The sequence below is a fragment of the Microbacterium sp. GW823-FHT02G05 genome, from assembly GCF_058797175.1.
Genome location: NZ_JBXAJK010000002.1, coordinates 1,011,931 through 1,034,084 on the forward strand (window position 1 = coordinate 1,011,931; position 22,154 = coordinate 1,034,084).

20 protein-coding genes are annotated in these 22,154 nt (G+C 68.9%); 17 read left to right on the forward strand and 3 right to left on the reverse strand.

Annotation, left to right across the window (positions count from 1 at the left end):
* Positions 1-7: 7 nt before the first annotated feature.
* The 6 genes from AC1REM_RS14780 to AC1REM_RS14805 all read left to right on the forward strand — a co-directional run bounded on the left by AC1REM_RS14780 (position 8) and on the right by AC1REM_RS14805 (position 7,346).
* A complete protein-coding gene (locus AC1REM_RS14780; protein ID WP_492515292.1) occupies positions 8-1,012 on the forward strand; it encodes an alpha/beta hydrolase in 1,005 nt (334 codons plus the stop codon).
* Positions 1,009-2,010 (forward strand): alpha/beta hydrolase, encoded by a 1,002-nt coding sequence (locus AC1REM_RS14785; RefSeq protein WP_492515293.1) that lies wholly within the window; start codon positions 1,009-1,011, stop codon positions 2,008-2,010. Before AC1REM_RS14780 ends, AC1REM_RS14785 begins: the two co-directional genes overlap by 4 nt.
* Before the next feature lie 32 nt (positions 2,011-2,042).
* Positions 2,043-3,233: a multidrug effflux MFS transporter gene (locus AC1REM_RS14790; RefSeq protein WP_492515294.1), complete on the forward strand. Its 1,191-nt coding sequence runs from the start codon at positions 2,043-2,045 to the stop codon at positions 3,231-3,233.
* A gap of 10 nt (positions 3,234-3,243) precedes the next feature.
* The gene (locus AC1REM_RS14795) at positions 3,244-4,650 is read left to right on the forward strand and encodes an amidase (RefSeq protein WP_492515295.1); all 1,407 of its coding nucleotides are present in this window, start codon (positions 3,244-3,246) and stop codon (positions 4,648-4,650) included.
* Between the two features lie 37 nt (positions 4,651-4,687).
* Entirely contained in the window at positions 4,688-5,272 is a 585-nt protein-coding gene (locus AC1REM_RS14800) for a TetR/AcrR family transcriptional regulator (RefSeq protein ID WP_492515296.1), read from the forward strand.
* An 85-nt stretch (positions 5,273-5,357) separates the two neighbouring features.
* Positions 5,358-7,346, forward strand: a complete 1,989-nt coding sequence (locus tag AC1REM_RS14805) for a primary-amine oxidase (protein WP_492515297.1) — start codon at positions 5,358-5,360, stop codon at positions 7,344-7,346.
* Here the strand turns inward: AC1REM_RS14805 and AC1REM_RS14810 are convergent.
* On the reverse strand, positions 7,305-8,441 hold the full coding sequence (locus AC1REM_RS14810; RefSeq protein ID WP_492515298.1) for a DUF998 domain-containing protein: 1,137 nt from the start codon (positions 8,439-8,441) through the stop codon (positions 7,305-7,307). The genes AC1REM_RS14805 and AC1REM_RS14810 overlap by 42 nt on opposite strands.
* A gap of 178 nt (positions 8,442-8,619) precedes the next feature.
* Here AC1REM_RS14810 and AC1REM_RS14815 point away from each other — a divergent pair, with 178 nt between their 5' ends.
* From AC1REM_RS14815 to AC1REM_RS14850, 8 genes are all read left to right on the forward strand, one after another.
* On the forward strand, positions 8,620-9,576 hold the full coding sequence (locus tag AC1REM_RS14815) for an AraC-like ligand-binding domain-containing protein (RefSeq protein WP_492515299.1): 957 nt from the start codon (positions 8,620-8,622) through the stop codon (positions 9,574-9,576).
* 156 nt (positions 9,577-9,732) lie between these two features.
* The gene (locus AC1REM_RS14820) at positions 9,733-10,539 is read left to right on the forward strand and encodes a MoaF C-terminal domain-containing protein (protein WP_492515300.1); all 807 of its coding nucleotides are present in this window, start codon (positions 9,733-9,735) and stop codon (positions 10,537-10,539) included.
* A gap of 9 nt (positions 10,540-10,548) precedes the next feature.
* On the forward strand, positions 10,549-10,938 hold the full coding sequence (locus tag AC1REM_RS14825; RefSeq protein ID WP_492515301.1) for a nuclear transport factor 2 family protein: 390 nt from the start codon (positions 10,549-10,551) through the stop codon (positions 10,936-10,938).
* 48 nt (positions 10,939-10,986) lie between these two features.
* Positions 10,987-12,159 (forward strand): ABC transporter substrate-binding protein, encoded by a 1,173-nt coding sequence (locus AC1REM_RS14830; protein ID WP_492515302.1) that lies wholly within the window; start codon positions 10,987-10,989, stop codon positions 12,157-12,159.
* 81 nt (positions 12,160-12,240) lie between these two features.
* The gene (locus AC1REM_RS14835) at positions 12,241-13,101 is read left to right on the forward strand and encodes an ABC transporter permease subunit (RefSeq protein ID WP_492515303.1); all 861 of its coding nucleotides are present in this window, start codon (positions 12,241-12,243) and stop codon (positions 13,099-13,101) included.
* Positions 13,088-14,890, forward strand: a complete 1,803-nt coding sequence (locus AC1REM_RS14840) for a branched-chain amino acid ABC transporter ATP-binding protein/permease (protein WP_492515304.1) — start codon at positions 13,088-13,090, stop codon at positions 14,888-14,890. The genes AC1REM_RS14835 and AC1REM_RS14840 overlap by 14 nt, the downstream gene beginning before the upstream one ends.
* Positions 14,887-15,579 (forward strand): ABC transporter ATP-binding protein, encoded by a 693-nt coding sequence (locus tag AC1REM_RS14845; RefSeq protein ID WP_492515305.1) that lies wholly within the window; start codon positions 14,887-14,889, stop codon positions 15,577-15,579. Before AC1REM_RS14840 ends, AC1REM_RS14845 begins: the two co-directional genes overlap by 4 nt.
* A gap of 44 nt (positions 15,580-15,623) precedes the next feature.
* Positions 15,624-16,274 (forward strand): HAD-IA family hydrolase, encoded by a 651-nt coding sequence (locus AC1REM_RS14850; RefSeq protein ID WP_492515306.1) that lies wholly within the window; start codon positions 15,624-15,626, stop codon positions 16,272-16,274.
* A gap of 24 nt (positions 16,275-16,298) precedes the next feature.
* On the opposite strand, the gene AC1REM_RS14855 is transcribed toward AC1REM_RS14850, so the two are convergent.
* Together AC1REM_RS14855 and AC1REM_RS14860 are read right to left on the reverse strand one after the other, a co-directional pair.
* Positions 16,299-17,114, reverse strand: coding sequence for an SDR family NAD(P)-dependent oxidoreductase (locus AC1REM_RS14855; RefSeq protein WP_492515307.1), 816 nt, complete (start codon positions 17,112-17,114; stop codon positions 16,299-16,301).
* Between the two features lie 43 nt (positions 17,115-17,157).
* Positions 17,158-17,919, reverse strand: a complete 762-nt coding sequence (locus AC1REM_RS14860) for an SDR family NAD(P)-dependent oxidoreductase (RefSeq protein ID WP_492515308.1) — start codon at positions 17,917-17,919, stop codon at positions 17,158-17,160.
* A 230-nt stretch (positions 17,920-18,149) separates the two neighbouring features.
* Here AC1REM_RS14860 and AC1REM_RS14865 point away from each other — a divergent pair, with 230 nt between their 5' ends.
* The 3 genes from AC1REM_RS14865 to AC1REM_RS14875 are packed head-to-tail and all read left to right on the forward strand — an operon-like array spanning position 18,150 to position 22,140.
* Positions 18,150-19,592, forward strand: coding sequence for an APC family permease (locus AC1REM_RS14865; protein ID WP_492515309.1), 1,443 nt, complete (start codon positions 18,150-18,152; stop codon positions 19,590-19,592).
* 53 nt (positions 19,593-19,645) lie between these two features.
* Positions 19,646-20,482 (forward strand): MoaF C-terminal domain-containing protein, encoded by an 837-nt coding sequence (locus AC1REM_RS14870; protein ID WP_492515310.1) that lies wholly within the window; start codon positions 19,646-19,648, stop codon positions 20,480-20,482.
* Complete coding sequence (locus AC1REM_RS14875; RefSeq protein WP_492515311.1) at positions 20,482-22,140, forward strand: amidohydrolase; 1,659 nt, start codon at positions 20,482-20,484, stop codon at positions 22,138-22,140. The genes AC1REM_RS14870 and AC1REM_RS14875 overlap by 1 nt, the downstream gene beginning before the upstream one ends.
* The last annotated feature ends 14 nt before the right edge of the window (positions 22,141-22,154 follow it).

Consider the following 22,154-nt stretch of genomic DNA (forward strand, 5'->3'; position numbering starts at 1 on the left):
AGAACGCATGACCGCCACCGCCGCCGGCCACCCCACGATCACCCCTGTGCCCTTCGACCCCGAGGTACAGGCCGTGCTCGACGAGATCGCCAAGAACCCGCAGCCTCCTCTGACCCGCGAGGCGCTGCCGCGCGAGGGCACCGACCGGATGTTCCCCGACAACGACACCGTGATCGCCGGTCGCGCGATCGACTGGGAGGACCGGGTGATTCCCGGCCCTGCGGGCGCACCGGACATCGAGATCACGATCTTCCGACCCCGCGGGCACGAGGACGAGGCCCTTCCGGCCTACTACAACATCCACGGCGGCGGCATGATCGTGGGCCACCGCAGCTGGGAGACGGGCCGCGTCGTCGACATCGTCGATGAACTCGGCGTCGTCGGCGTGACCGTCGAGTACCGTCTCGCTCCGGAGGATCCCTTCCCCGCCGGTGTCGAGGACTGCTACGCGGGCTTCGTCTGGCTCGCCGAGAACGCCGCCGATCTGGGAATTGACCCCACCCGCATCATCGTCGGCGGCGGCAGCGCCGGAGGCGGACTCTCTGCCGCGGTCGCTCTCATGGCCCGTGATCGCAAGGGCCCCGTCATGGCCGGTCAGCTGCTGCTGTGCCCCATGATCGACAACACCAACTCGACCGTGTCGAGCTACCAGTACGACGGCATCGGCACCTGGCTGCGCTCGCTCAACCTACTGGCCTGGGAGTGCGTGCTCGGCGAAGAGCTCGCCTTCAGCACGGATGCTCCCGCCTACGCGGCACCGAGTCGGGCGACGGATCTCTCGAACCTGCCCTCGGCGTTCATCGAGGTCGGCGAGGCCGAGGTCTTTCGCGATGAAGACACCGAGTACGCGCTGCGCCTGTGGGCCGCCGGCAGTCAGGCCGAGCTCCATGTCTGGGGCGGCGGCGCGCACGGCTTCGACATGTACATGCCGGATGCCGAGATCACCCGGGCAGCGCTCGCCGCACGCTCCTCGTGGCTGCGCCGCACCTTCGGCCTCGGCAGCGCATCATGACCGGCTCCGCGACCGCATCCGCACCGCCCGCGGTGCCGTACGACCCGGAGCTCATCGCCGGACTCGACGCGTTCGTCTCCCTCGTCGAGACCATTCCGTTGCGCGCCGACACGATCCACGCCAACCGCGAGCACTTTGCAACGATCATCCCCCCGATCGAGGCGCAGATCGCGGGGCGACCCGTGACCTGGGAGAACCGCACGATCCCGGGTCTCTCGGGAGCTCCCGCTCTCGACATCACGATCGTGCGCCCCGCCGTGCCGCGGTCAGGCCCTGCCCCTGCTGTCCTCTCGATCCACGGCGGCGGGATGGTACTCGGCACCCGCTTCTTCGGCACCGGCGAGATCATCGACCTCGCCGAACGGCACGGCGTCGTCGGCGTCGCCGTGGAATACCGCCTTGCGCCGGAGCATCCCGGCCCCGCACAGGCGGAGGACTGCTACGCCGCCCTCGTCTGGATGGTGGCGCACGCCGAGGAGCTCGGCATCGACCCCACCCGCATCATCGCGTCGGGAATGAGCGCGGGCGGTGGGCTCTCCGCCGCCGTCGCGCTGATGAGTCGCGACCGGGGCGGGCCGGCTCTCGCCGGTCAGCTGCTCGGGTGTCCGATGCTCGACGACCGCAACGAGACGGTGTCCGCACGGCAGTACGACGGCTTTGGTGCCTGGGACCGGAACAACAACGACACCGCGTGGGATGCGATCGTGGGAGCTGACCGGTTCACCGACCGCGTCTCCCCCTATGCCTCCCCGGCGCGTGCGAGCGACCTCAGCGGCCTTGCGCCGGCCTTCATCGAGGTCGGCGCCGCCGAGACCTTCCGCGATGAGGCGACGATCTACGCGTCGCGCATCTGGGCCGCGGGCGGGCAGGCCGAGCTGCACGTGTGGGCGGGCGGGTATCACGGGTTCTCCGGCTTCTCCCCCGACGCGATCGTCTCGAAGGCCGCATCCGACGCCCGCGAGAGCTGGCTCTGGCGCGTACTGCGCCTCGACGAATGAGTCCCGTCAGCGCGGCGCCGACGCGACGAAAGATGAGCACGCTGCGGGCGATGCTCGTGCTGGGCCTGCTGGAGGCGTTCGGGCCGCTGTCGATGGATCTGTACCTGCCGCTGCTGCCGCACCTTGCAGAGTCCCTGGGGACGAGTGAGGCGCTTGGCCAGGTCACGATGTCGGCGTGCATGATCGGACTCGGCCTCGGGCAGCTCGTCGCAGGCCCCCTGAGCGACCGGTTCGGCCGGCGGCCACCGTTGCTGATCGGCGTCGCGGCCTTCGCGCTGCTCTCCGCACTGTGCGCTCTCGCACCGACGATCGAGGTGCTGCTGGTCGCACGCTCCCTGCAGGGCCTCGCTGGCGCCGCGGGCATCGTGATCTGCCTGGCCATCGCGCGCGACCAGTTCGAAGGCGCTGAACTGTCGCGGATGCTGTCGCTATTGTTCCTTGTCTCCGGAACCGCACCGATCATCGCGCCGATCCTCGGCGGGCAGCTCGCGCACTTCATGGACTGGCGTGGAATCTTCTGGGTGCTGACCGGAATCGGGGCGGCCCTGCTGCTGCTCGTCGTCTTCGGACTTCCCGAGACGCTCGATGCGAGCGAACGGCACGGCGGGGGCATCCGCGAGCTTCAGGGGCACACGGGAGCCGTTCTGCGCGACCGTCTGTTCGTCGCCGTGCTGTGTGCGGGCGCCGCCGGTGGGGTGGCCTTCTTCACCTACCTGTCGATGTCGTCTTTTGTGCTGCAGGACGAGTTCGGGCTCAGCCCGCAGTCGTTCAGCCTCGCCTTCGCCTGCGGCGCGCTCGCCAACATCATCGGCAGCCAGACGAGTCGGCTCGTCGTGCGGCGGCTCGGTCCGCTGCGCGTGTATCTGCTCGGAATCACTGCGACGTTGCTCGCCACGACGACGTTCCTCGTGCTCGCAGCCCTCGGAACCGGCGTCTGGGGCGTCATGGCCGCGCTCGTCGGCTTCATGCTGTGTGCGGGACTGAGCGGACCCAACGGCCAGACGCTCGCCCTCGATCACCACGCCACGCGCGCGGGGACGGCGTCAGCCCTGCTCGGCGTCTCGACGTTCTTCTTCGGTCCGGTGCTCGCGCCGATCGCGGCGGGCATCGGCGGCAGCACGGCGATGACGATGGCCGTCACGATGACCGTGGCCGCCGCCATCGCCGCAGTCGCCGCCTGGTTCGTCGTGCGCTCTGCCGCGAGGAGCACACCACCGCTCTAGGCTCGTTGATATGGCTGCGCTTCACGACCTCACCGCGATCGAACAGCAGGGCGCGCTGCGCCGCGGAGAGATCGGTGTCGTCGAACTGACATCGCACTACCTCGATCGCATCGCCCGTCTTGATGACGGCTTGGGCGCGTTCGTGGAGGTCACGTCCGAGCGCGCCCTCGCCCGGGCGCGGGCTCTGGATGCGTCGGCGCCACAGGGCGCACTGTGGGGTCTGCCGTTCGCCGACAAGGATCTCGTCCCCCGTGCCGGGGTGCCGACGCGCTTCGGCTCACGGCTGCACCGCGACTTCGTTCCGGATGCCACCGGCGACCACGCCGCCGTCCTCGACGAGGCCGGCGGCATCAGCCTGGGCAAGACGAACACCCCCGAGTTCGGGCTGACCGGCTACACCGAAACCCAGATCGCGCCTCCCGCCCGTGACCCCTGGAACACCGCGAACGGCGCGGGCGGCTCCAGCGGAGGCGCAGCCACCGCCGTGTCGGCGGGTCTTCTCCCCCTGGCTCCTGCCTCCGACGGTGGCGGCTCGATCCGCATTCCCGCGGCGACGGTCGGTCTCGTCGGCATCAAGCCCTCCCGGGGGCGTGTGCCGTTCGCCTCAGCGCTCGACAGCCCCGGCGGTCTTGCTGTCGCAGGTCCCATCGCCCGCACGGTCGCCGATGCCGCTCTGCTGCTGGACGTGCAGACCACGGGGCGCGACTACTCCTATTCGACGCGCGCGCCGGGTGCGGGGCCGTTCCTGGATGCCGCGACGATGCCTGCGGCGGCTGCCCGCATCGGCGTGACGACCGTCTCGCCGTGGGATCAGGATGATGACATCGCGCTGGATGCGGATGCTGCCCGCGCGGTGGAAGTCGCGGTCAGACTTCTCGAAGAAGCCAGACAGGGCGTCGACGAGCTGCACTGGCGTCCACGCGGCTATGCCGCCATGTTCATGACGCTGTGGCGCACGAGCGCCGCCCGCATGGCGCTCTCGGATGCCGACCTCGCCCAGGTCGAACCGATCACCGCCTGGCTCGCACGCGAGGGCCGCGCCCTCACCGGCGCCCAGGTGCTCGACGCGCTCGCCGCCGCGACCGTGTTCGAGCGTGAGACGATCACCGCGTTCTCCGCCTTCGACGCGGTACTCACGCCTGCCCTCGCCCTCCCTGCGCGCCCTGTGGGCTGGTTCCATCCGACCGACCCGGCGGAGAACTTCTCGCAGCAGGTGCGGTACGCGCCGTACAGCAGCTTCGTCAACGTCGCGGGGCTCCCCGCGATCGTCGTGCCGGTGACGCAGGACGCCACGGGGCATCCGGTGTGCGTGCAGCTGATCGGCCGAGCGGGCGGCGAGGCGACCATCATCGCGTTGGCGGCGGCCCTGGAGCAGCGGGCAGGGCGGATGCCGCGACCCGCCGTCTGGAACGCCTGACCGCGACCCGCACCACGGTGTGCGCGACAATGGCGACATGCCCCGCATCGTCGACCACGAGGAACGCCGCCGTCAGATCGCCGACGCCCTGCTCGCCGTCGCGTCCCGCGACGGACACGACCAGGCCACATCACGCGCCGTCGCCCGCGAGCTCGGCGTCGCGACAGGCGCGCTCTGGCACTACTACGCGAACTTCGACGAGGTCGTGCGAGCCGCGGCGGCCGAGGTCACGCGCCGCACGCACGAGCGCATCCTCACCGCGACCCGTGACCTGCGCGGCCTCGACCGTCTGACAACCCTTATGCGCGAAGTGCTGCCCGTGGACGCGGCGACCCGCACGGAAGCGCACGTGGTCGTCGGGTTCTGGGGACGGCTGGCGGCTGTCGAATCGACGCCGGATGCGGCAGCCCCCACCCAGGCACCCTGGCAGGACGAGATCCGCGCGGCGATCGACGAGGCGATCACGTCGGGCGAGCTGAGGGCGGATGCTCCGCGCGAGGCCGTGCTCGCGCTGATGCGCGCGATCACCTACGGGCAGCAGATCGTCGAGGTCACCGAACCGCAGGACGCCGAGGCGCACCTCGCCGTGCTCGACGCGATCCTCGAGCCCTGGCGCACCTGACAGCACCCTCTTGCGCTCCCCCGATCGCACGTCGTAGCATCGCCATAGTTGTTTTATTGAGCAGATGCTCGAAATAGTGAGGTCGATGATGTCCCACCACTCCCCGCAGCCGATCACGATCGCCCGCCGTCCGATGGCGCACCCGCTCGATCCGCTGACCGCCGAAGAGATCGCCGCAGCGCGACGCATCCTCGTCGACGCCGGGCTCCTCGGCGACAGCGTCCGTGTGCCCATGCTGCTGCCTGACGAACCCACGAAGGGCGAACTGGCCGCGTGGACACCTGGCGCGCCCATCGACCGGCGCATTGATGCGACACTTCTCGACACCGCCACCGGCGTGGCCACCGAGGTCATCGTCTCGATCACCCGCAGCGAGGTCGTACGCCAGGAGCGCGTGCCCAATGACGCACCACCCTACGGTCAGCCGCAGTACCTCTTCGAGGAGTACGAGCGCGCCGAGGCGATCGCGAAGGCATCCCCCGAGTGGCAGGCCGCGATGGACCGTCGCGGGCTCGCCGCACACCGCGACCTCGCCTTCTGCTCCCCTCTCGCGCCGGGCTACACGGGCCGCGCCGACGAGGTCGGACGCCGCGTCATCCGCTCTCTCACCTTCCTCCGCTACGACGAGAACGACTCCCCGTGGGCGCACCCCGTCGAGGGCCTCATCGTGCACATCGACCTGACGTCGAACACCGTCATCCGCGTCGAGGACATCGGAGATGTCGCCGTGCCCGCCGGCCACGGCAACTACTACCCGGAGGTGCAGGGCGCAGCGCGGACGACACTCAAGCCCATCGAGATCACGCAGCCCGAGGGTCCGAGCTTCGAGGTCACCGGATCTCTCATCGAGTGGGAGAACTGGGCGATGCGCGTGAGCTTCAACTCTCGCGAGGGACTCGTGCTGCACGATGTCCGCTTCGACGGCCGCAGCGTGCTGAGCAGGGCGAGTGTTCCCGAGATGGTCGTCCCCTACGGCGACACGGCACCGGGACGCTTCTGGATCAGCTACTTCGATGCCGGCGAGTACCTCCTCGGCAAGAATGCCAATCACCTTGAGCTCGGGTGCGACTGCCTGGGGGTCATCCAGTACCTCGACGGCTACGTCGCGGACGATCACGGCCACCCGGTGCGTATCCCCAACGTGATCTGCATGCACGAGGAGGACTACGGAATCCTCTGGAAGCACACGAACCTCGACGGTCGCGGCGATGTGCGCCGCTCACGCCGCTTCGTCGTCTCCTACTTCTCGACGATCGGCAACTACGACTACGGCTTCTACTGGCACTTCTATCTCGACGGTTCGATCGAGGTCACGGCGAAGGCGACCGGAATCGTCTTCGTCGGTGCAGGCGAACCCGGCGTGCGTCAGAAGCACGCGACGGAGCTTGCTCCCGGCGTCTTCGCCCCCGTGCACCAGCATCTCTTCAGCGCACGGCTGGACGTGGCGATCGACGGCGAGGACAACCGCCTCGTCGAAGTCGACGCGCAGCGCGTGCCGATGGGACCGGACAACCCCTTCGGCAACGCCTTCACCTGGTCAGAGACGCTGCTCGCCACCGAGCACGCGGCGCAGCGCGAGGCGGACTCCTCTGCGGCGCGCGTCTGGGAGGTGCAGAGCGCCTCACGCACCAACCATGTCGGCCGCCCGACCGCGTACCACCTCATGCCGCAGCCGACTGCGCTGCTCATGGCGGATCCTGCGTCCTCGGTCGCCGCGCGCGCGGCCTTCGCAACCAAGCACCTCTGGGCGACTCAGCATGAGCAGGGACAGCTCTGGCCCGCCGGACGCTATCCGAACGCCCACCAGGGCGGCGCCGGTCTTCCCGCGTACACGGCTGGTGACCGACCGCTCGACGGGGAGGACATCGTGCTCTGGCACACCTTCGGGCTCACGCACATCCCCCGGCCCGAGGACTGGCCGATCATGCCCGTCGACTACGCCGGATTCTGGTTCAAGCCCTACGGCTTCCTCGACCAGAACCCCGCGATGGACGTGCCCGAGTCCTCCCAGGCCCACGCGGAGGTTGCCCCGTCAGGATGCGGCGGAGGCGACTCCTGCCGGTGTGCGCACTGATCCGGATGCGTCGACACCAGCGGCACCGGCAGACCCTGCCGTGCGCAGGAACACGATGATCCACGAGAAGATCAGCACCGCCGCGATCAGTTCCACGGCCGTCAGGTTGTAGTAGCCGACGGCGAAGAACGCCCCCAGCATGACGATCACCAGCACGTAGATCCAGCCGAGCGCCACGAACACGCGAGGAATCGTCGGCAGGAACCACGGCAGGCCCACGACGACGACCGCGAAGACGACCGCCATGCCGGTGGCCACCGTGTTGTGGAGCACGAAGAACTCATCGACCGGGAAGATGCCGACGCAGGCCAGGAAGATGCCCATCAGGATCAGGCCGCCGCGCACGACGAGGCGGCCTCGTCGCTGTGCCCGATCGTCGACAGGAAGCCCGGCCGTCGCGTAGCGCGCGATGGTCGTGACCATGACACCGGCGATGACGAGCGTGCCATTGAAAGCCAGCGACGACACATTCGTGCTCATGCCCAGCGCAGAGAGATTGTCGCGCCACCAGTGCGGATCGGTCGAGGCGAGCATGCTGGCGAAGGCACCCACAACGAGGAAAACTGCCAGGACGAGCGAGAGCACCATCGGCGTCAGAGCGACCGCGCTGAGGAAACAGACGTACGCCGTCAGCGCGAACGAGACGGCCACGAGGATCGCACCCGGGAAAGCGAACACCGGCGCATCCGTGAAGCTCTGCTCCAGCAGCTGCGCAATACCCAGCCAGCCGAGGTAGGCGACAGCGGCGTGCGCGAAGGCGATCGCCACGAGGTCGTACCAGCGGAGACGGTCATCAGTGTCGGCGAAGCTGTCGCGTCGGGGCGCGGCAACCACGGTCTCCTGATTCGGCCGCGTCGCGAGTCGCCCGAGGGTGAAGGCGAGCACGGCGACGACAGCGCCGCCGATCGCCACGAAGGTGCCAAGCGAGCCGGGACCCGTGATGGCGAGTTCACGTCCCCAGAAGATCGGCAGGCTGATTCCAAAGCCGATCACGAAGAAGACGGCTCCGACGAGGAGCGCCGCGGCCTCGTACATCGCCTCCGCCGTATCGGCTCCCGCGATCTGGCGTACGATGCGGCGGATTCCGGATTCCATGGTTCTCATCGTCGACCTCCCGAGCCACAGCATAGAAGGCGCGATGGTCCCGCGGGGAGCGAGGCCACGTGGACGATTTCGTGTCGGCGAGCAAGCGCCGTCCGCAGCATCCGGTGGTAGCATCGGCCCACACGGATCGTACACAACGATGTCGATCCAATTCCCGAGGTGATGACCTATGCCCGGTACCTCCGCCGCTCCCGCCGAATCGGTCTCGACGCTGCTCGCGCGCAACATCAGCGAGTTCCGCGCCGCCGTCTCGGAGTCCTTCGTGCCGCTGCAGGTCTCCAGCAACGGACCCGATCAGTTCCGGGGCATGATCCGCGGAGCATCCGTCGACGAGGTCCATGTCACCGACCTGCGCGCGACCTCGCACGTCGTCGATCGCACGCCCGAGCTCATCGCCCGCGGGGACCGCTCGTACTTCAAGGTGAGCTTGATGCTCGCGGGGACAGGGCTGCTGATCCAGGACGACCGCGAGGCCGTCCTCGCCCCGGGCGACCTCGCCATCTACGACACCGACCGCCCGTACTCCCTCGTGTTCGACCAGGACTTCCGCACGATGGTCGTGATGTTCCCGAAGCACCTCATCAGCCTTCCTCCCGACATGATCGGGCAGCTCACCGCCGTGCGGATCTCGGGGCAGGAGGGCCTGGGCTCGGTCGTCGCGCCGTATCTCACCCAGCTCGCCTCGAACCTCGACCAGCTGGCTGGAGCGACCGGGGCACGCCTGGCACACAGTGCGCTCGACCTGGTGACGACGGTCTTCACTCGCGAGCTCGGCCTCGATGAGACATCCGCCGATCCCCACCGGGCGCTCACGCAGCGCATCCGCGGGTACATCGACCGCAACCTCGCCTCCACCGATCTCGGACCGGCATCGATCGCCGCCGCGCACTACATCTCGACCAGGCATCTGCACGGGCTCTTCCAGGCACAGGGCACGACCGTGTCGACGTGGATCCGCCAGCGCCGCCTGGAGCAGTGCCGTCGCGATCTGCTCGACCCGCTGCTCGCCGAGCGTCCGGTGGCGGCCATCGCCGCCCGCTGGGGTTTCGTGGATGCCGCGCACTTCAGCCGTGCGTTCAAAGCCGCGTTCCGCGTATCCCCCAGCGAGTACCGCGCCGGGCACTGACTGCCCCTCCCGTCCCGCCGGGCGCACTTGCCCGTGGGGGCACGCCGGTTGACTCTCGGCGCGCGAAAGCCGCCCATGCCTTGAGCGTGGCGTGCCCGTCGATCGAGCATGAGGCAAGACCCGCACCGAGGCGAGGTCTGTGCCGAAGGGACGCTCATGACCTCATCGACGACGACGCCGGATGCTGCGCACGATCCCGCACTGGATGAGTGGCGCACGTACGACCAGTTCGCGGCGGGCATCGACACGTTCCGGCTGCCGAACATCACGCTGGGCGATACGTCACTGACGCTGACGCTGGACGACGCCACGACACTCGCCCTGCGCTTCGACGACGACACGGTCGCCTGGGAAGGGTTCGGCACGGCCGGCCGTGACCCCTACGACGCCGTCGCGGTCCGCGCCGACATCCGGTTCGTGAACATCCCGCTCGAAAGCCGCGAGAGGGAGGCGATCACGATCGTCTACTCGACGACGACACACCGCGCGACCGTCGTGCGCTCGCGGATCGCCGCAGAGGCGACGGCCGGAACCCCTCAGGTCGGTCAGGAGTTCTGGGCGGCCGTGACTGACGCAGGTCCCGCGACCGGCGAGGTGCCCGGTGCGAGCCGCGACCTCATCGGCAAACGAAACCTGTACCGGTACAGCCCCGTCCACCTCTACGAGCACGTCTATGTCTCGAGCCAGCGCTATGCCTGGCAGTGCCTGGAGGGCGTGCAGCGCGGGCACGGCGACATGGATCTCTCCACCGTCTGGAAGTTCGCCGACGGCCTCTACCTGTTCTGCTTCCGCGAGTTCCGCATTGCCGTCGCGAGCGTGTGGCTGCACGATCTCGGCTATCAGCTCATGACCACCGGGATCTTCCTCGGACTCAACGGCGACGGCGCGTCCGAGCACTCCCGCGGCGGCGGCCACATCTACCCTCTGGGCGCGGTGGCCTACCCCGACGCCCAGCCCATCTGAGAGGAACCCATGAGCAACGCTGACATCATCCGAGCCCACTACGACGCGAGCGACCGCGGCGACCTCGCCGGAATGCTCGCGCCGTTCGCGCCGGGCATCCGGTGGACCGAGGCCGCAGGCTTCCCCTACGCGGGCACCTATGTCGGTCCGGATGCGGTGGCCGAGAACGTCTTCGGCCGCATCCAGCAGGAATGGGACGGCTACACCGTCGCGATCGACGAGGTCATCGACGGCGGTGACGTCGTCGTGGGCATCGGCCTCTACTCCGGCACCTACAAGGCAACGGGCCGGCACTTCGAAGCCCGCGTCGCGCACGTCTGGCGACTGGACGGCGGACAGGTCGTCGCCTTCGAGCAGTTCACCGACACCGAGATGGTCAATCGCGCACTCCGGGCCTAGACCGAAGACCCGCACCACCGCACCACACACATCGAGAGGCAGGACAGCATGAACAGAAGAATCACGGGAGCAATGGCGCTCCTGGCCGCGGGCACACTCGCCCTCAGCGGCTGCGCGGGCGGCGCCGAGGGCGGCGGAGGCGGCGAAGGCGCTCCGATCGTCGTCGGATCCGTCAACACGATCAGCGGCCCGGCCACGTTCCCGGAGGCATCGCAGGCCGCAGCGGCCGTGTTCGATGCGTTCAACGAGGCGGGTGGCCTCAACGGCCGCATGATCGAGTACAAGATGCTCGATGACAAGGGCGACCCGGCCACGGCCACGGCGTCCGCGCGCGAGATCGTCGGCAGCGACGGCGCGGTCGCGCTTGTCGGATCGGCGAGCCTCATCGAGTGCGAGATCAACGCGAAGTACTACGAGCAGGAGGGGATCCTCTCGATGCCCGGCATCGGCGTGGACACCGGATGCTTCGCCAGCGAGAACATCTCCCCTGCGAACGTCGGCCCGTTCAACGACATGACCCTCACGCTGCTCTACGGCTCCGAGGTTCTCGGCATCAAGGACATCTGCGTCCTGCTGGAGATCGCCGGTTCCACGCGCCCGACCTACCAGGCCGCGATCGACAAGTGGACCGAGATCTCCGGCGAGGAGCCGATGTACATCGACGACACGGTCCCCTACGGCGCATCCGACTACACGCCGTACATCGTGAAGGCACGGGAGCAGGGATGCTCCGCGCTGGCGATCAACCCCGTCGAGCCCGACGCCATCGGTCAGGTCAAGGCCGCGAACGCGCAGGGCTGGGACGACGTGACGTGGCTCTACCTCACGAGCGTCTACAGCGAGAACTTCGCCGACGCGGTGGATGACACGGGCGCCGGAATCTATGTGCCCGCAGAGTTCTACCCCTTCACGGAGGAGAACGAGATCAACCAGGACTGGCGCGAGCTCATGGAGGCGAACGACATCCCGCTGACGTCGTTCAGCCAGGGCGGTTACCTCGCCGCGAAGTACTTCATCGAGGTGCTGGAGGGCATGGAGGGTGACATCACCCGCGAGACCGTGACCGAGGCGCTGCGCGGGATGGCTCCGATCGACAACCCGATGGTGGGCATGCCGTACGCCTTCGGCACGCAGAACACGTCGGGCTGGCCGATCATCCTGAAGTCCGGCACGAACGCCTGGGAGAAGGTCGCCGACGACTGGTTCGTCTTCGAGAAGTGATCCTGTCCGGTCGGTGGGCGTGGCCTCCGAGCCCGCTCACCGACCGCTCCCTCTTCCCCCTCTGATCCGAAAGGATGCGCCATGCTCCAAGGCGCCATCGCCGGCCTTGCTGCCGGCGGACTGTACGCCGTCCTCGGCGTCTGCCTCACCCTCATGTCGCGGCTCGTACGGGTCGTGAACTTCGCCCAGGCCGCGACAGCGATGTTCGGCGCGTTCACCGCCGTATGGTTCGTGCGCGAGATCGGACTGCCGATCTGGCTCGGCTCGGTGCTGGGCGTGCTCGTCGCAGGGCTCCTCGCCGCCGTGATCGGATGGATCGCCGCGACGTGGCTCTCCGAGGCATCCACGACCGCCCGCTCGGCGATGACCGTCGGCCCGCTCCTGCTGCTGATCTCGCTCTCCTTCATCCTCTTCGGCAACAAGCCACAGCCGTTCACGCCGCTGATCGCCGGCCCTGCCTTCTCGCTCGGCGGCGTCGTGATCAGCCAGGTCACGGTCGCGACGGTGCTCATGGCCATCGTCACCGCCGTAGCCGTGCGGATCGTGCTCAGCCGCACCCGCGTCGGCACGCAACTGCGGGCGCTGTCGGAGCGTCCGACGACGGCCGAACTCCTCGGCATCCGCTCGCGCCCGCTGTCGATCGCGGTGTGGTTCGTCACCGGCGTGATCAGCGCGATCGCGATCATCATCATCGCGCCCTCACAGTCGAATGACGCGACGAGCCTGTCGATGCTGATCGTCCCTGCGGCGGCCGCGGCCCTCCTCGGAGGCTTCCGTCGCCTCGACCTCGCCGTCATCGGCGGGCTCGTGCTCGGTGTGCTGGGCGGGCTCGTCGCGCAGATCGATCAGGTCGCGCTCGTGCGCAACTTCCTTCCCTTCGTGTTCATCGTCGTTCTGCTGCTCTGGACGCAGCGCAAGGAGGTGTGGGATGCCGCACGCTGACGCTCTTTCGACACGCGCACCGCTCGCGCAGAATGCGGTCTTCCGCAACACCTGGCCCTTCCTCGTCGGTCTTGCGGCGATCGGTCTGGGCTTCGTGCTCTCGGGCGTTCTCCCCGGGTACTTCGTCTTCCTCGCCATCAGCGCGGTGACGGCATCGATCGCGATCCTCGGACTCGGCATCGTGACAGGCTCCGCCGGCATGATCGCGCTCTGCCAGCTGACCTTCGCCGCCGTCGGCGCCTGGGTCGTCTCGCTCCTCAGCCGGCAGGAGGCGCCCGGCGGCTTCCTCGTCTGGCTCATCGCGGGCGCGGCCGCCGCGGCCTGCGTCGGCATGCTGGTGGGGCTTCCCGCCCTGCGGCTGCGCGGAGTGAACCTCGCCGTCGTGACGCTGGGGTTCGCAGCCGCGGCGGACGTCACGCTCGTGCAGATCCAGTTCCCCGGCTCCGCCGAGGGCATCCCCGTGGAGCGTCCGGCGATGTTCGCGAGCGACAAGCAGTTCTTCTTCCTGGCGATCATCGTGCTCGTGGTGTGCTGCCTCGTCGTCTTCTTCCTGCAGCGCGGACGCTGGGGGTCGAGCTGGAAGGCCGTCGCGTTCTCGGAGCGCGGCACCGCCGCCGCCGGGCAGAGCGTGCAGAGCGCGAAGCTCTCGGCGTTCGCCGTCTCGGCTGCGCTCGGCGGCGTCGCCGGCGGGCTGCTCGCCGGACAGGTGCAGATGCCGTTCGCCTCCAGCTTCACGCCGTTGCAGTCGCTGGCCCTGTACGTGCTCGCTGTCATGTCGGGAGCGCATCTGATCGACATGGCGGTGTTCGGCGGCATCCTGTGGGTGCTGGTTCCCGAGCTGCTCAAGCGGTGGGGCGTTCCCCAGGACTGGGGCTTCGTGATCTTCGGCGCTCTCGGCGTGCAGGCGCTGACGAGCGGCACGAACCTCGGCCAGGGCATCCGCAATCTGCTCTGGAAGCGCCAGGACCGTCGCATCGCCAGCGTCCGCCTGTCGGCGCTGCCCACGGATGCGGCGCCGGACGCCACCGCGATCACGACGACGACCACCGCGGCCGTCGATCCCGCGCTCCTCACCGGAGAGCCGGTGCTCACGGTGGAGGGGCTCACTGTGCAGTTCGGTGCGCTGAAGGCGCTCGACGACGTGACCTTCGAGATGCCGGCCGCGTCGATCATGGGTCTCATCGGCCCGAACGGCGCGGGCAAGTCGACGTTCGTCGATGCGCTCAGCGGCTTCCTCCCGCAGCACACGGGGCGTGTGCTGCTCGGCGGTCGGGATCTCGCAGGGCTGTCACCTGCCCGGCGCGCCCGTCTGGGGCTTCGTCGCACTTTCCAGCAGGATCGCGTGCCGCCGGAGCTCACGATCGGCGCGTACGTGCGGTTCGTCGCGCGGCGCCGGCTTGCGTCCTCCGACATCGACGAGGTGCTGGCGTTCTTCGGCTGCCCTCCCGCGCGCGCCCGGCTCGCCAGCGTCGATGTGGGCACGCGGCGTCTCGTGGAGGTCGCAGCGAACGTGATCTCCCGCCCGCGCCTGCTGATTCTCGACGAGCCCGCCGCGGGTCTCTCACACGACGAGCACCTCGCACTCGCCGCACGGCTGCGCGAGCTGCCCGAGCGCTACGGCGTCGCGCTCATCATCATCGAGCACGACCTCGACCTCGTGCGCTCGGTGTGCCCGACCCTCACGGTGCTCGATTTCGGGCGAGTGCTGGCGAGCGGACCGCAAGCCGAGGTGCTCGCGAATCCGAACGTGATCAAGGCCTACATGGGTGAGACGGAGCTGCTGAAATGAGCGAACTGGTGCTGGAATCCGTCACCGTGACGCGCGGGGCAGGGCCGGTGATCTCGGACGTCTCGCTGGCGGTCACGGGCGGTGAGGTGCTCGCGCTGGTCGGCCCGAACGGTGCAGGCAAGACGAGTCTGATCGAGTCCATCTCGGGGGTGACTCCGCACTCGTCGGGCACCATCCTGCTCGACGGCGAGCCGATCGACAAGCTGTCGCGCGTGACGCGTGCGCGGCGGGGCATCGTGCACATCGAACAGGGGCGTGCGGTGTTCCCGTCGCTCACGGTGCGCGAGAACCTGTCGCTCACGGCGCGCACGTCCGCAGAGGTCGACGCCGCGATCGCGATGTTCCCGGAACTCGAGAAGCGCATCGACTCCCCCACCGCGCTGCTCTCGGGCGGCGAGCAGCAGATGGTCGTGCTGGCTCGCGCCTTCGCCGCGAAGCCCCGCATCCTGCTCATCGATGAGATGTCGCTGGGGCTCGCGCCCGTCGTGTTCATGCGGCTCATGCCGATCGTGACCTCGATCGCCGAGTCGGGCGTCGGCGTGCTGCTCGTCGAGCAGTTCACGCAGCTCGCGCTCGGGCTCGCACGCGAGGCGCTCGTCGTCGCCGGGGGCCGGGTGTCGTTCCAGGGCGATGCACAGACCCTCGCTGCCGACGGAGAGCTGCTTCACCGCGCGTACCTCGGCGGCTGACAGCGGTGTCGGGCACGGACTGCGGGCACGGCTACTCTGGGGGCATGACCCAGACGATCCGTGCCCGTGCCGTTCTTCTCGACATGGACGGCACGCTCGTCGACTCGACAGCGGCGGTTGAGCGGATCTGGCTCGCCTGGGCGCAGCCGCACGGGCTCGACCCCGCGCACGTGCTCAGCGTCATCCACGGCCGGCAGGGACACCAGAGCATGTCGATCCTGCTTCCCGAGCGCGATCACTCCATCAATCTCCTCGAGAATCAGGAGATGCTCGCCAACGAGAGCAACGATGTCGTGGGCGTCGTCGCGATCCCAGGGTCGGCTGCGCTGCTCGCCGCGCTTTTGCCGCACCCGCACGCAATCGTCACCTCGGCGGACATCACTCTGATGAACGCCCGCATGAACGAGGCGCAGCTCACGGTTCCGGCTCTCACCGTCACGGCAGAGAACGTGTCGGCGTCGAAGCCCGATCCCGAGGGTTTCCTGCTCGGCGCGAAGCTGCTCGGCATCGACCCGGCGGACTGCGTCGTCTTCGAGGACTCCGGCGCCGGCATCCAGGCAGGCAAGGCCGCCGGGATGCGCGTGATCGGCGTGGGCCCGCACGCGACGGCGCACACCCCCGACTTCCACGTCGACGACCTGACTCAGATCGTCGTCGCCGCAGACGAGCAGGGCCTCACCCTCACGATCGACTGAGCACCGAAGCCCTTCTCCCCCGCGCTACATCCCCGCGTGCGCGAAGGCGATGGTCGGCACGTCGACCACGTGCGCGCCGCCGTCAGCGACGATCACCGCACCCGTGATGTACGACGACTCTCCCGATCCGAGGAACCGCGCGATCGACGCGATCTCCGAGGGGTGCGCGGGACGCTGCAGTGGCACATCGGCGGTGATCGTGGCGTACGCCTCCTCTCGTGATTCGAGACCCGCGTGCGAGGCGAACTCGTCCATCTCCTCATCGGCCATGGGTGTCTGCACCCAGCCGGGGCACACGGCATTGACGCGCACGCCGTGGCGCCCGTAGTCACGCGCGAGCGTGCGGGTGAGTCCGATGAGGGCGTGCTTGCCGACGGTGTAGCCGGCGACGGAGGGGCCGGCGAAGAGTCCCGCGAGCGACGAGATGATCACGATCTGCCCCTTCGCCTCGATCAGCGCGGGGAGGGCTTCCCGCGCCATCGTGAAGGCGGTGGTGAGGTTGGCGCGCAGCGCCGCATCCCAGCTGGCGTCGTCGGTCTCTCCGACGGGCGCGAACCCGTGCCCTCCGGCGTTCGCGACGAGCACATCGATGCGCCCATAGTGCGCGAGCACTTCGGCGACGGCCGCCTGCGCAGAGGCGGTGTCGGCGGCATCCGCGAGAATCGCCCGCGCGCCGACCGCACGCTCGACGGCCTGCAGCGGTTCTGCGCGCCGTCCGACGACGACGACGTGCGCTCCCTCCGCCGCGTAGCGTTCGGCGATCGCGGCGCCGATTCCGGTGCCACCTCCCGTGATCACGACGACGCGTCCTGCGACGCTCGATCCGATGGTCTGACTCATGTTCACTCCTTGGTGTGTGTGGCGCCGCTGCGGCGCCGAGTTCTCAGGCTGGGAACCCCGACCGCGCTCCGTACCCGAAATCCGCCAGCAGCTGCGTGCCATTGATGCCGCGGGCGATCGGTGAGGCGAGGTAGGCGACGTGCGCGGCGATCTCCGCCGGGGTATGCACGGGGAAACCGACGCCCGCGAATCCGGGTTCCACGTCGAGGTCGCTCCGGCTCATCGGGGTGTCGACGATCGAGGGAGACACGGCATTCACGCGGATGCCGTCCGGCGCGAGGTCCACGGCGAGCGCCCGCGCGAACTGCACGAGCGCGGCCTTCGACGCGCAGTAGGGCACCATTCCCGGAGAGGCGACAGAGGCGGAATCACTCGCGAGCACGACGATGGATGCCTCGTCGGCCTGACGCAGTGCGGCCAGGCTGTGCTTTACCACGAGGAAGGTGCCCGTCACGTTCACCGCGAACACGGCATCCCACTCTTCCCGGCTCGTGCGTTCGATCGACGCGCCGACCGGTCCGGAGATCCCCGCGCAGCAGACGACCGTGTGGAGCGCGCCGAGTTGATCCACGGCCTGTTCGATGGCCGCGCGCACGGCGGTTTCATCCGTGACGTCAGCGCCGACGAGGACCGGATCGCCGCCGCCCGCGCGAAGCATCGTGGCGGTCTCGGCGAGCGCTGCGGCATCACGGTCGAGCAGTGCGACGCGCATTCCCTCTGCGTTCAGCGTCGCAGCCGTCTCACGTCCGATGCCGCTCGCGGCACCTGTCACGAGAGCGGTTCGCCCGTGCAGTCGCAGATCCATCGCCACCCCCTCCGGATGTTCTGGACACATCCTGATGCGCCCGTGGACCGGATGCAGAGCCGGAGTGTGCGGCTGTGCGCGCTGGCACCATCGTTCTTCGCTCACGGGCAAGGCACACCCGTGCGCGAAGGGCAGACTCAGGACAGACCCGCAGCGCCGCACCCCTCGCACGGTGCGCCTTGCCCGAGAGGAGCGGGATCGACGTTCGTCACATGAGCAAAGGAGCCGACGTGACCGCCACCACCACCTCAGAAAGCACCTCCCTCCGCCCCGGCGCGCTCGGCGTCGCAGGGATCGTGTTCCTCGTGCTCGCCGCCGTCGCACCGCTCACGGGCGTCGTCGTCGTCGCCTCGCTCGCGATCGCCCTCGGCAATGGCGGCGGCACGCCTTTCTCCTTCCTCGCGGTCGCGGCGATCCTCCTGCTGTTCGCCGTCGGCTACGCGCAGATGTCGAAGCAGCTGGTGAACGCCGGTGGCTTCTACGCCTTCGTCGTGAAGGGGCTGGGACGTACGGGCGGCCTCGTCGCCGGGCTCATCGCCACTCTCGGCTACAACTTCTTCGTCGTGGGCACGATCGGCACGAGCGGCTTCTTCATGCAGACGATCATCCGCGACCTCACCGGCTTCGACATGAGCTGGATCATCTGGGGTCTGCTGTCGATCGTCGTGTGCTTCGTGCTCGCGCGGATCGGCGTCGACTTCTCGTCGAAGGTGCTCGGCGTCTGCCTTGTGCTGGAAGTGCTCATGCTCGTCGTGTTCGACGTCTCTGTGCTCGTGCAGACCGGCTACGACGTGTCGGCGTTCAGCCCCGAGGCGATCTTCGGCGGCTCGCTGCCGATCGGCCTGCTGCTCGCCGCGACCGGCTTCCTGGGCTTCGAGGCCACCGCCCTGTTCAGTGAGGAGGCCAAACGTCCCCTCCGTACAATCCCCCGGGCGACCTACACCTCGATCGCGGCGATCGGCGTGATCCTCGGCGTCACCACGTGGGCGGTCGTCAGCGCCACGGGCGTCGCGCAGGCGCAGAACGTCGCCCTCGAGCACCTGCCGACGGGCGATCTGATCTTCTCGCTCTCGCAGCAGTACCTCGGTGAAACGCTCACGGTCGTGATGATGCTCCTGCTGCTGGTGAGTCTGTTCGCCGCGATGCTCGCGTTCCACAACTCCGCCGCCCGCTACCTGTACTCGCTCGGTCGCGCCCGCGTGCTCCCCCGTGCGCTGGCCCGCACGAGGGCGAATGGCGCTCCGCAGGTCGCCGGCATCGTGCAGGCGGGCTTTGCGGCGATCGTCGCCCTGCTCTTCTTCGCGGCTGGCGCCGATCCGATCGTCACGCTCGTCCCCGCGATGCTGGGGTTCGGCACCCTCAGCGTGCTGATCCTGCAGGGCCTCGCTGCGCTCTCGATCGTCGTGCACTTCCGCCGGCAGCGCGACAGCCGCCTGTGGAGCACTCTCATCGCACCGGGGCTCGGCTTCCTCGGCATCGCCACGATCTCGGTGCTGGCGGTGTTCAACTTCAACATCGTGGCGGGCTCGGATGAGCTCTGGATCAACCTGCTCCCGCTTCTGCTCGTCGCTGCCCTCATCGGCGGCATCGGCTACGCCGCCTACCTTCGCCGCGCGAAGCCGGCCGTGTACGACGGCCTCTCGACCGACCTGGAGAAGATCGTGGCGCGCTGACGCGCAGCATCCGATCCGCTCCTTCCCACGCCCCACCGATCTCAGGAGAACGAATGACCACGCTCAACCCTGCCGACACCTCGACCTGGCTGCCCCTGGAGGGTCTCGCGCCCGGATTCGATGCCAACAAGGCACCGCACACGACCGCGCTCGCGGGACGCGATGTCAACGTCGCCGCAGACAACGGCACCCGCATCACTCACCGCTTCACCGAGAACCGGGTCGCCTGGGCATACGAGCCGGGCGACGGCGACGACACCCCTGCCGCCGCCGGGGAAGACGATTACGAGGCGTTCGAGGTCGCGGACGGCCTGTACTTCGTGCAGTTCCACCACGACTACCTGCCCACAGAAGCCGTCTCGCTCATCGTCGACCTGCACCACGGACGGGTGCTGTCGGTCGTCAGCCGCATCCTCGATCCGGAGCAGGGCAAGACCCGCGTGCAGCACTTCTTCGCGCCGGCCGAGATCGATGGCGCTGCGGTGTCGGGCGTCGAAGCGCACCCGACGACCACGCTCATCGGACGCCGTGTCGAGTGGGTCTACAGCACCGAGCATGCCTACGAGCATGTCTATCTCTCGGAGCGCTGGTACACCTGGCAATGCCTTGCGGGGCCCGAGCGCGGACTCGCCGACACTGATGAGAACAGCGTGTGGGAGGTGCGCCCCGGCATCTACGTCTTCGCCTGGCGCGAGAAGGTCATCCCGTGCGCATCCGTCACTATCGCCGATCATCGCGATGCCAGTGCCATCCGCTCGCACGGCGTGCTGTTCGGTCTGGACGAGACTGGTGCGGTGCCCACCCACTTCACCTTCGGCGCCTGGGGGCGTCTGATCTCGGTCACCCATCACTCCGAGGGGCTGGAGCCCGCCCAGTTCGGAGCCGTGTGATGGCGGATGCTGCGGCACCCGCCGACCTCCTCATCGTCGGCGCTCTCGTGCGCACCGTGGACCCTGCGCAGCCCTTCGCTGAGGCGATCGCCGTGCGCGACGGCCGCCTGGTCGCCGTCGGCACACGCGCCGAGGTGGAGGCGCTTCGCGGGCCGGCCACCGCGGTGCGTGACCTGCAGGGCGCCACGGTGTATCCCGGCTTCGCCGACGTGCACAACCATCATGCTCTGGCCGGACGCACCGAGCTCTTCGAGCTGAACCTCGCCCCCTCGCTGACACTGGACGAGATCCTCGAACGAGTGCGCGAGCGCGCGGCGACCCTGCCAGAAGACGCATGGATCGTCGGCGGGGTCATCGCGACAACGCTGCTGCCCACGCTCGCCCATACGGCGATCCGCCGGCGCCTCGACGAGGCATCCGGTGGCCGCCCCGTCGTGATCGCCGAGGATTCGCGCCACAACCGCTGGGCGAACTCCCGCGCGCTGGAGCTGGCGGGCATCACGGCGGACACGATCCCCTCCGGCGGCGTCACCGTGCTCGACCCGGACGACGGCACCCCCACGGGTGTGCTTCTCGAAGCCGCTGGCATACCGGTGCAGGAGGCGCACGACCGCTCCGGCGGCCTCACCACAGAGCAGCACCGCGCCGCATCACGGCATGGGGTGGCGCTGGCGAACTCCTTCGGCATCACCTCGTTCCAGGACGCGGGGGTGTCGACCGACATCCTGGGTGCGCTCTCCGCGCTCGACACGGACGGCGCGCTGAACGCCTGGGTGGTGTCGTCGCTGCTCATCAACGACGAGATCTTCGGCGTCGACCCCATCGGCGCGCCGCTGCTCGACCGCGCGGAGGAGTTCCGCACGACGCACCACCGCCCCGACTTCGTGAAGATCTTCCTCGACGGGGTGCCGCCTGCGCGCACCGCGTCGTTCCTCGAGCCGTATCTGGCGGATGCGGCGCACGGCGCGCACTTCCACGGCGAGACGATCATGTCGTTCGACGAGCTGTACACGTGGCTGCGTGGCGTTGCCGACCGGGGGCTCGGTGCCAAGGTGCACTGCACAGGCGACGGATCCTCACGACTCGTTCTCGATGTCGCCGCACGCCTGCGCGCCGAGGGGGTCACGATGCCGATCCAGATCGCGCACGGACAGTTCGTGGCCGAATCCGACATCCCGCGCTTCGCAGAGCTCGACGTCGTCGCCGACATCTCGCCCTTCATCTGGTACCCGGGAGTCATCCCGCAGGCGCTCGCCGAGGTGCTGGGCGCGCGCGCCGAGCACTCTCAGCCGAACCGTGCGCTGATCAATGCCGGTGCACTTGTCGCGGGTGGCTCGGACTGGCCGGTCAGCGAATCACCCAACCCCTTCGAGGGCATGCAGGGCCTCGTGACTCGCGCCGACCCGCTCGAACGCGCCCCGGGCACGCTGTGGCCCGAGCAGGCGATCACCGCCGAGGAGGCACTGGAGGTCTTCACGATCAACGCGGCACGCGGCATGGGCCTCGCCGCCGAGGCCGGATCGCTGGAAGTCGGCAAGTCCGCCGACTTCGTCGTGCTCGATCGCGACCCGGTCGCCGGGGCGGCCACCGACATCATCCGCACGCGCGTGCTGTCGACCTGGTTCGCCGGGCGCGAGGTCTACACGGCCGAGCACTGATCCACTCACGAAGA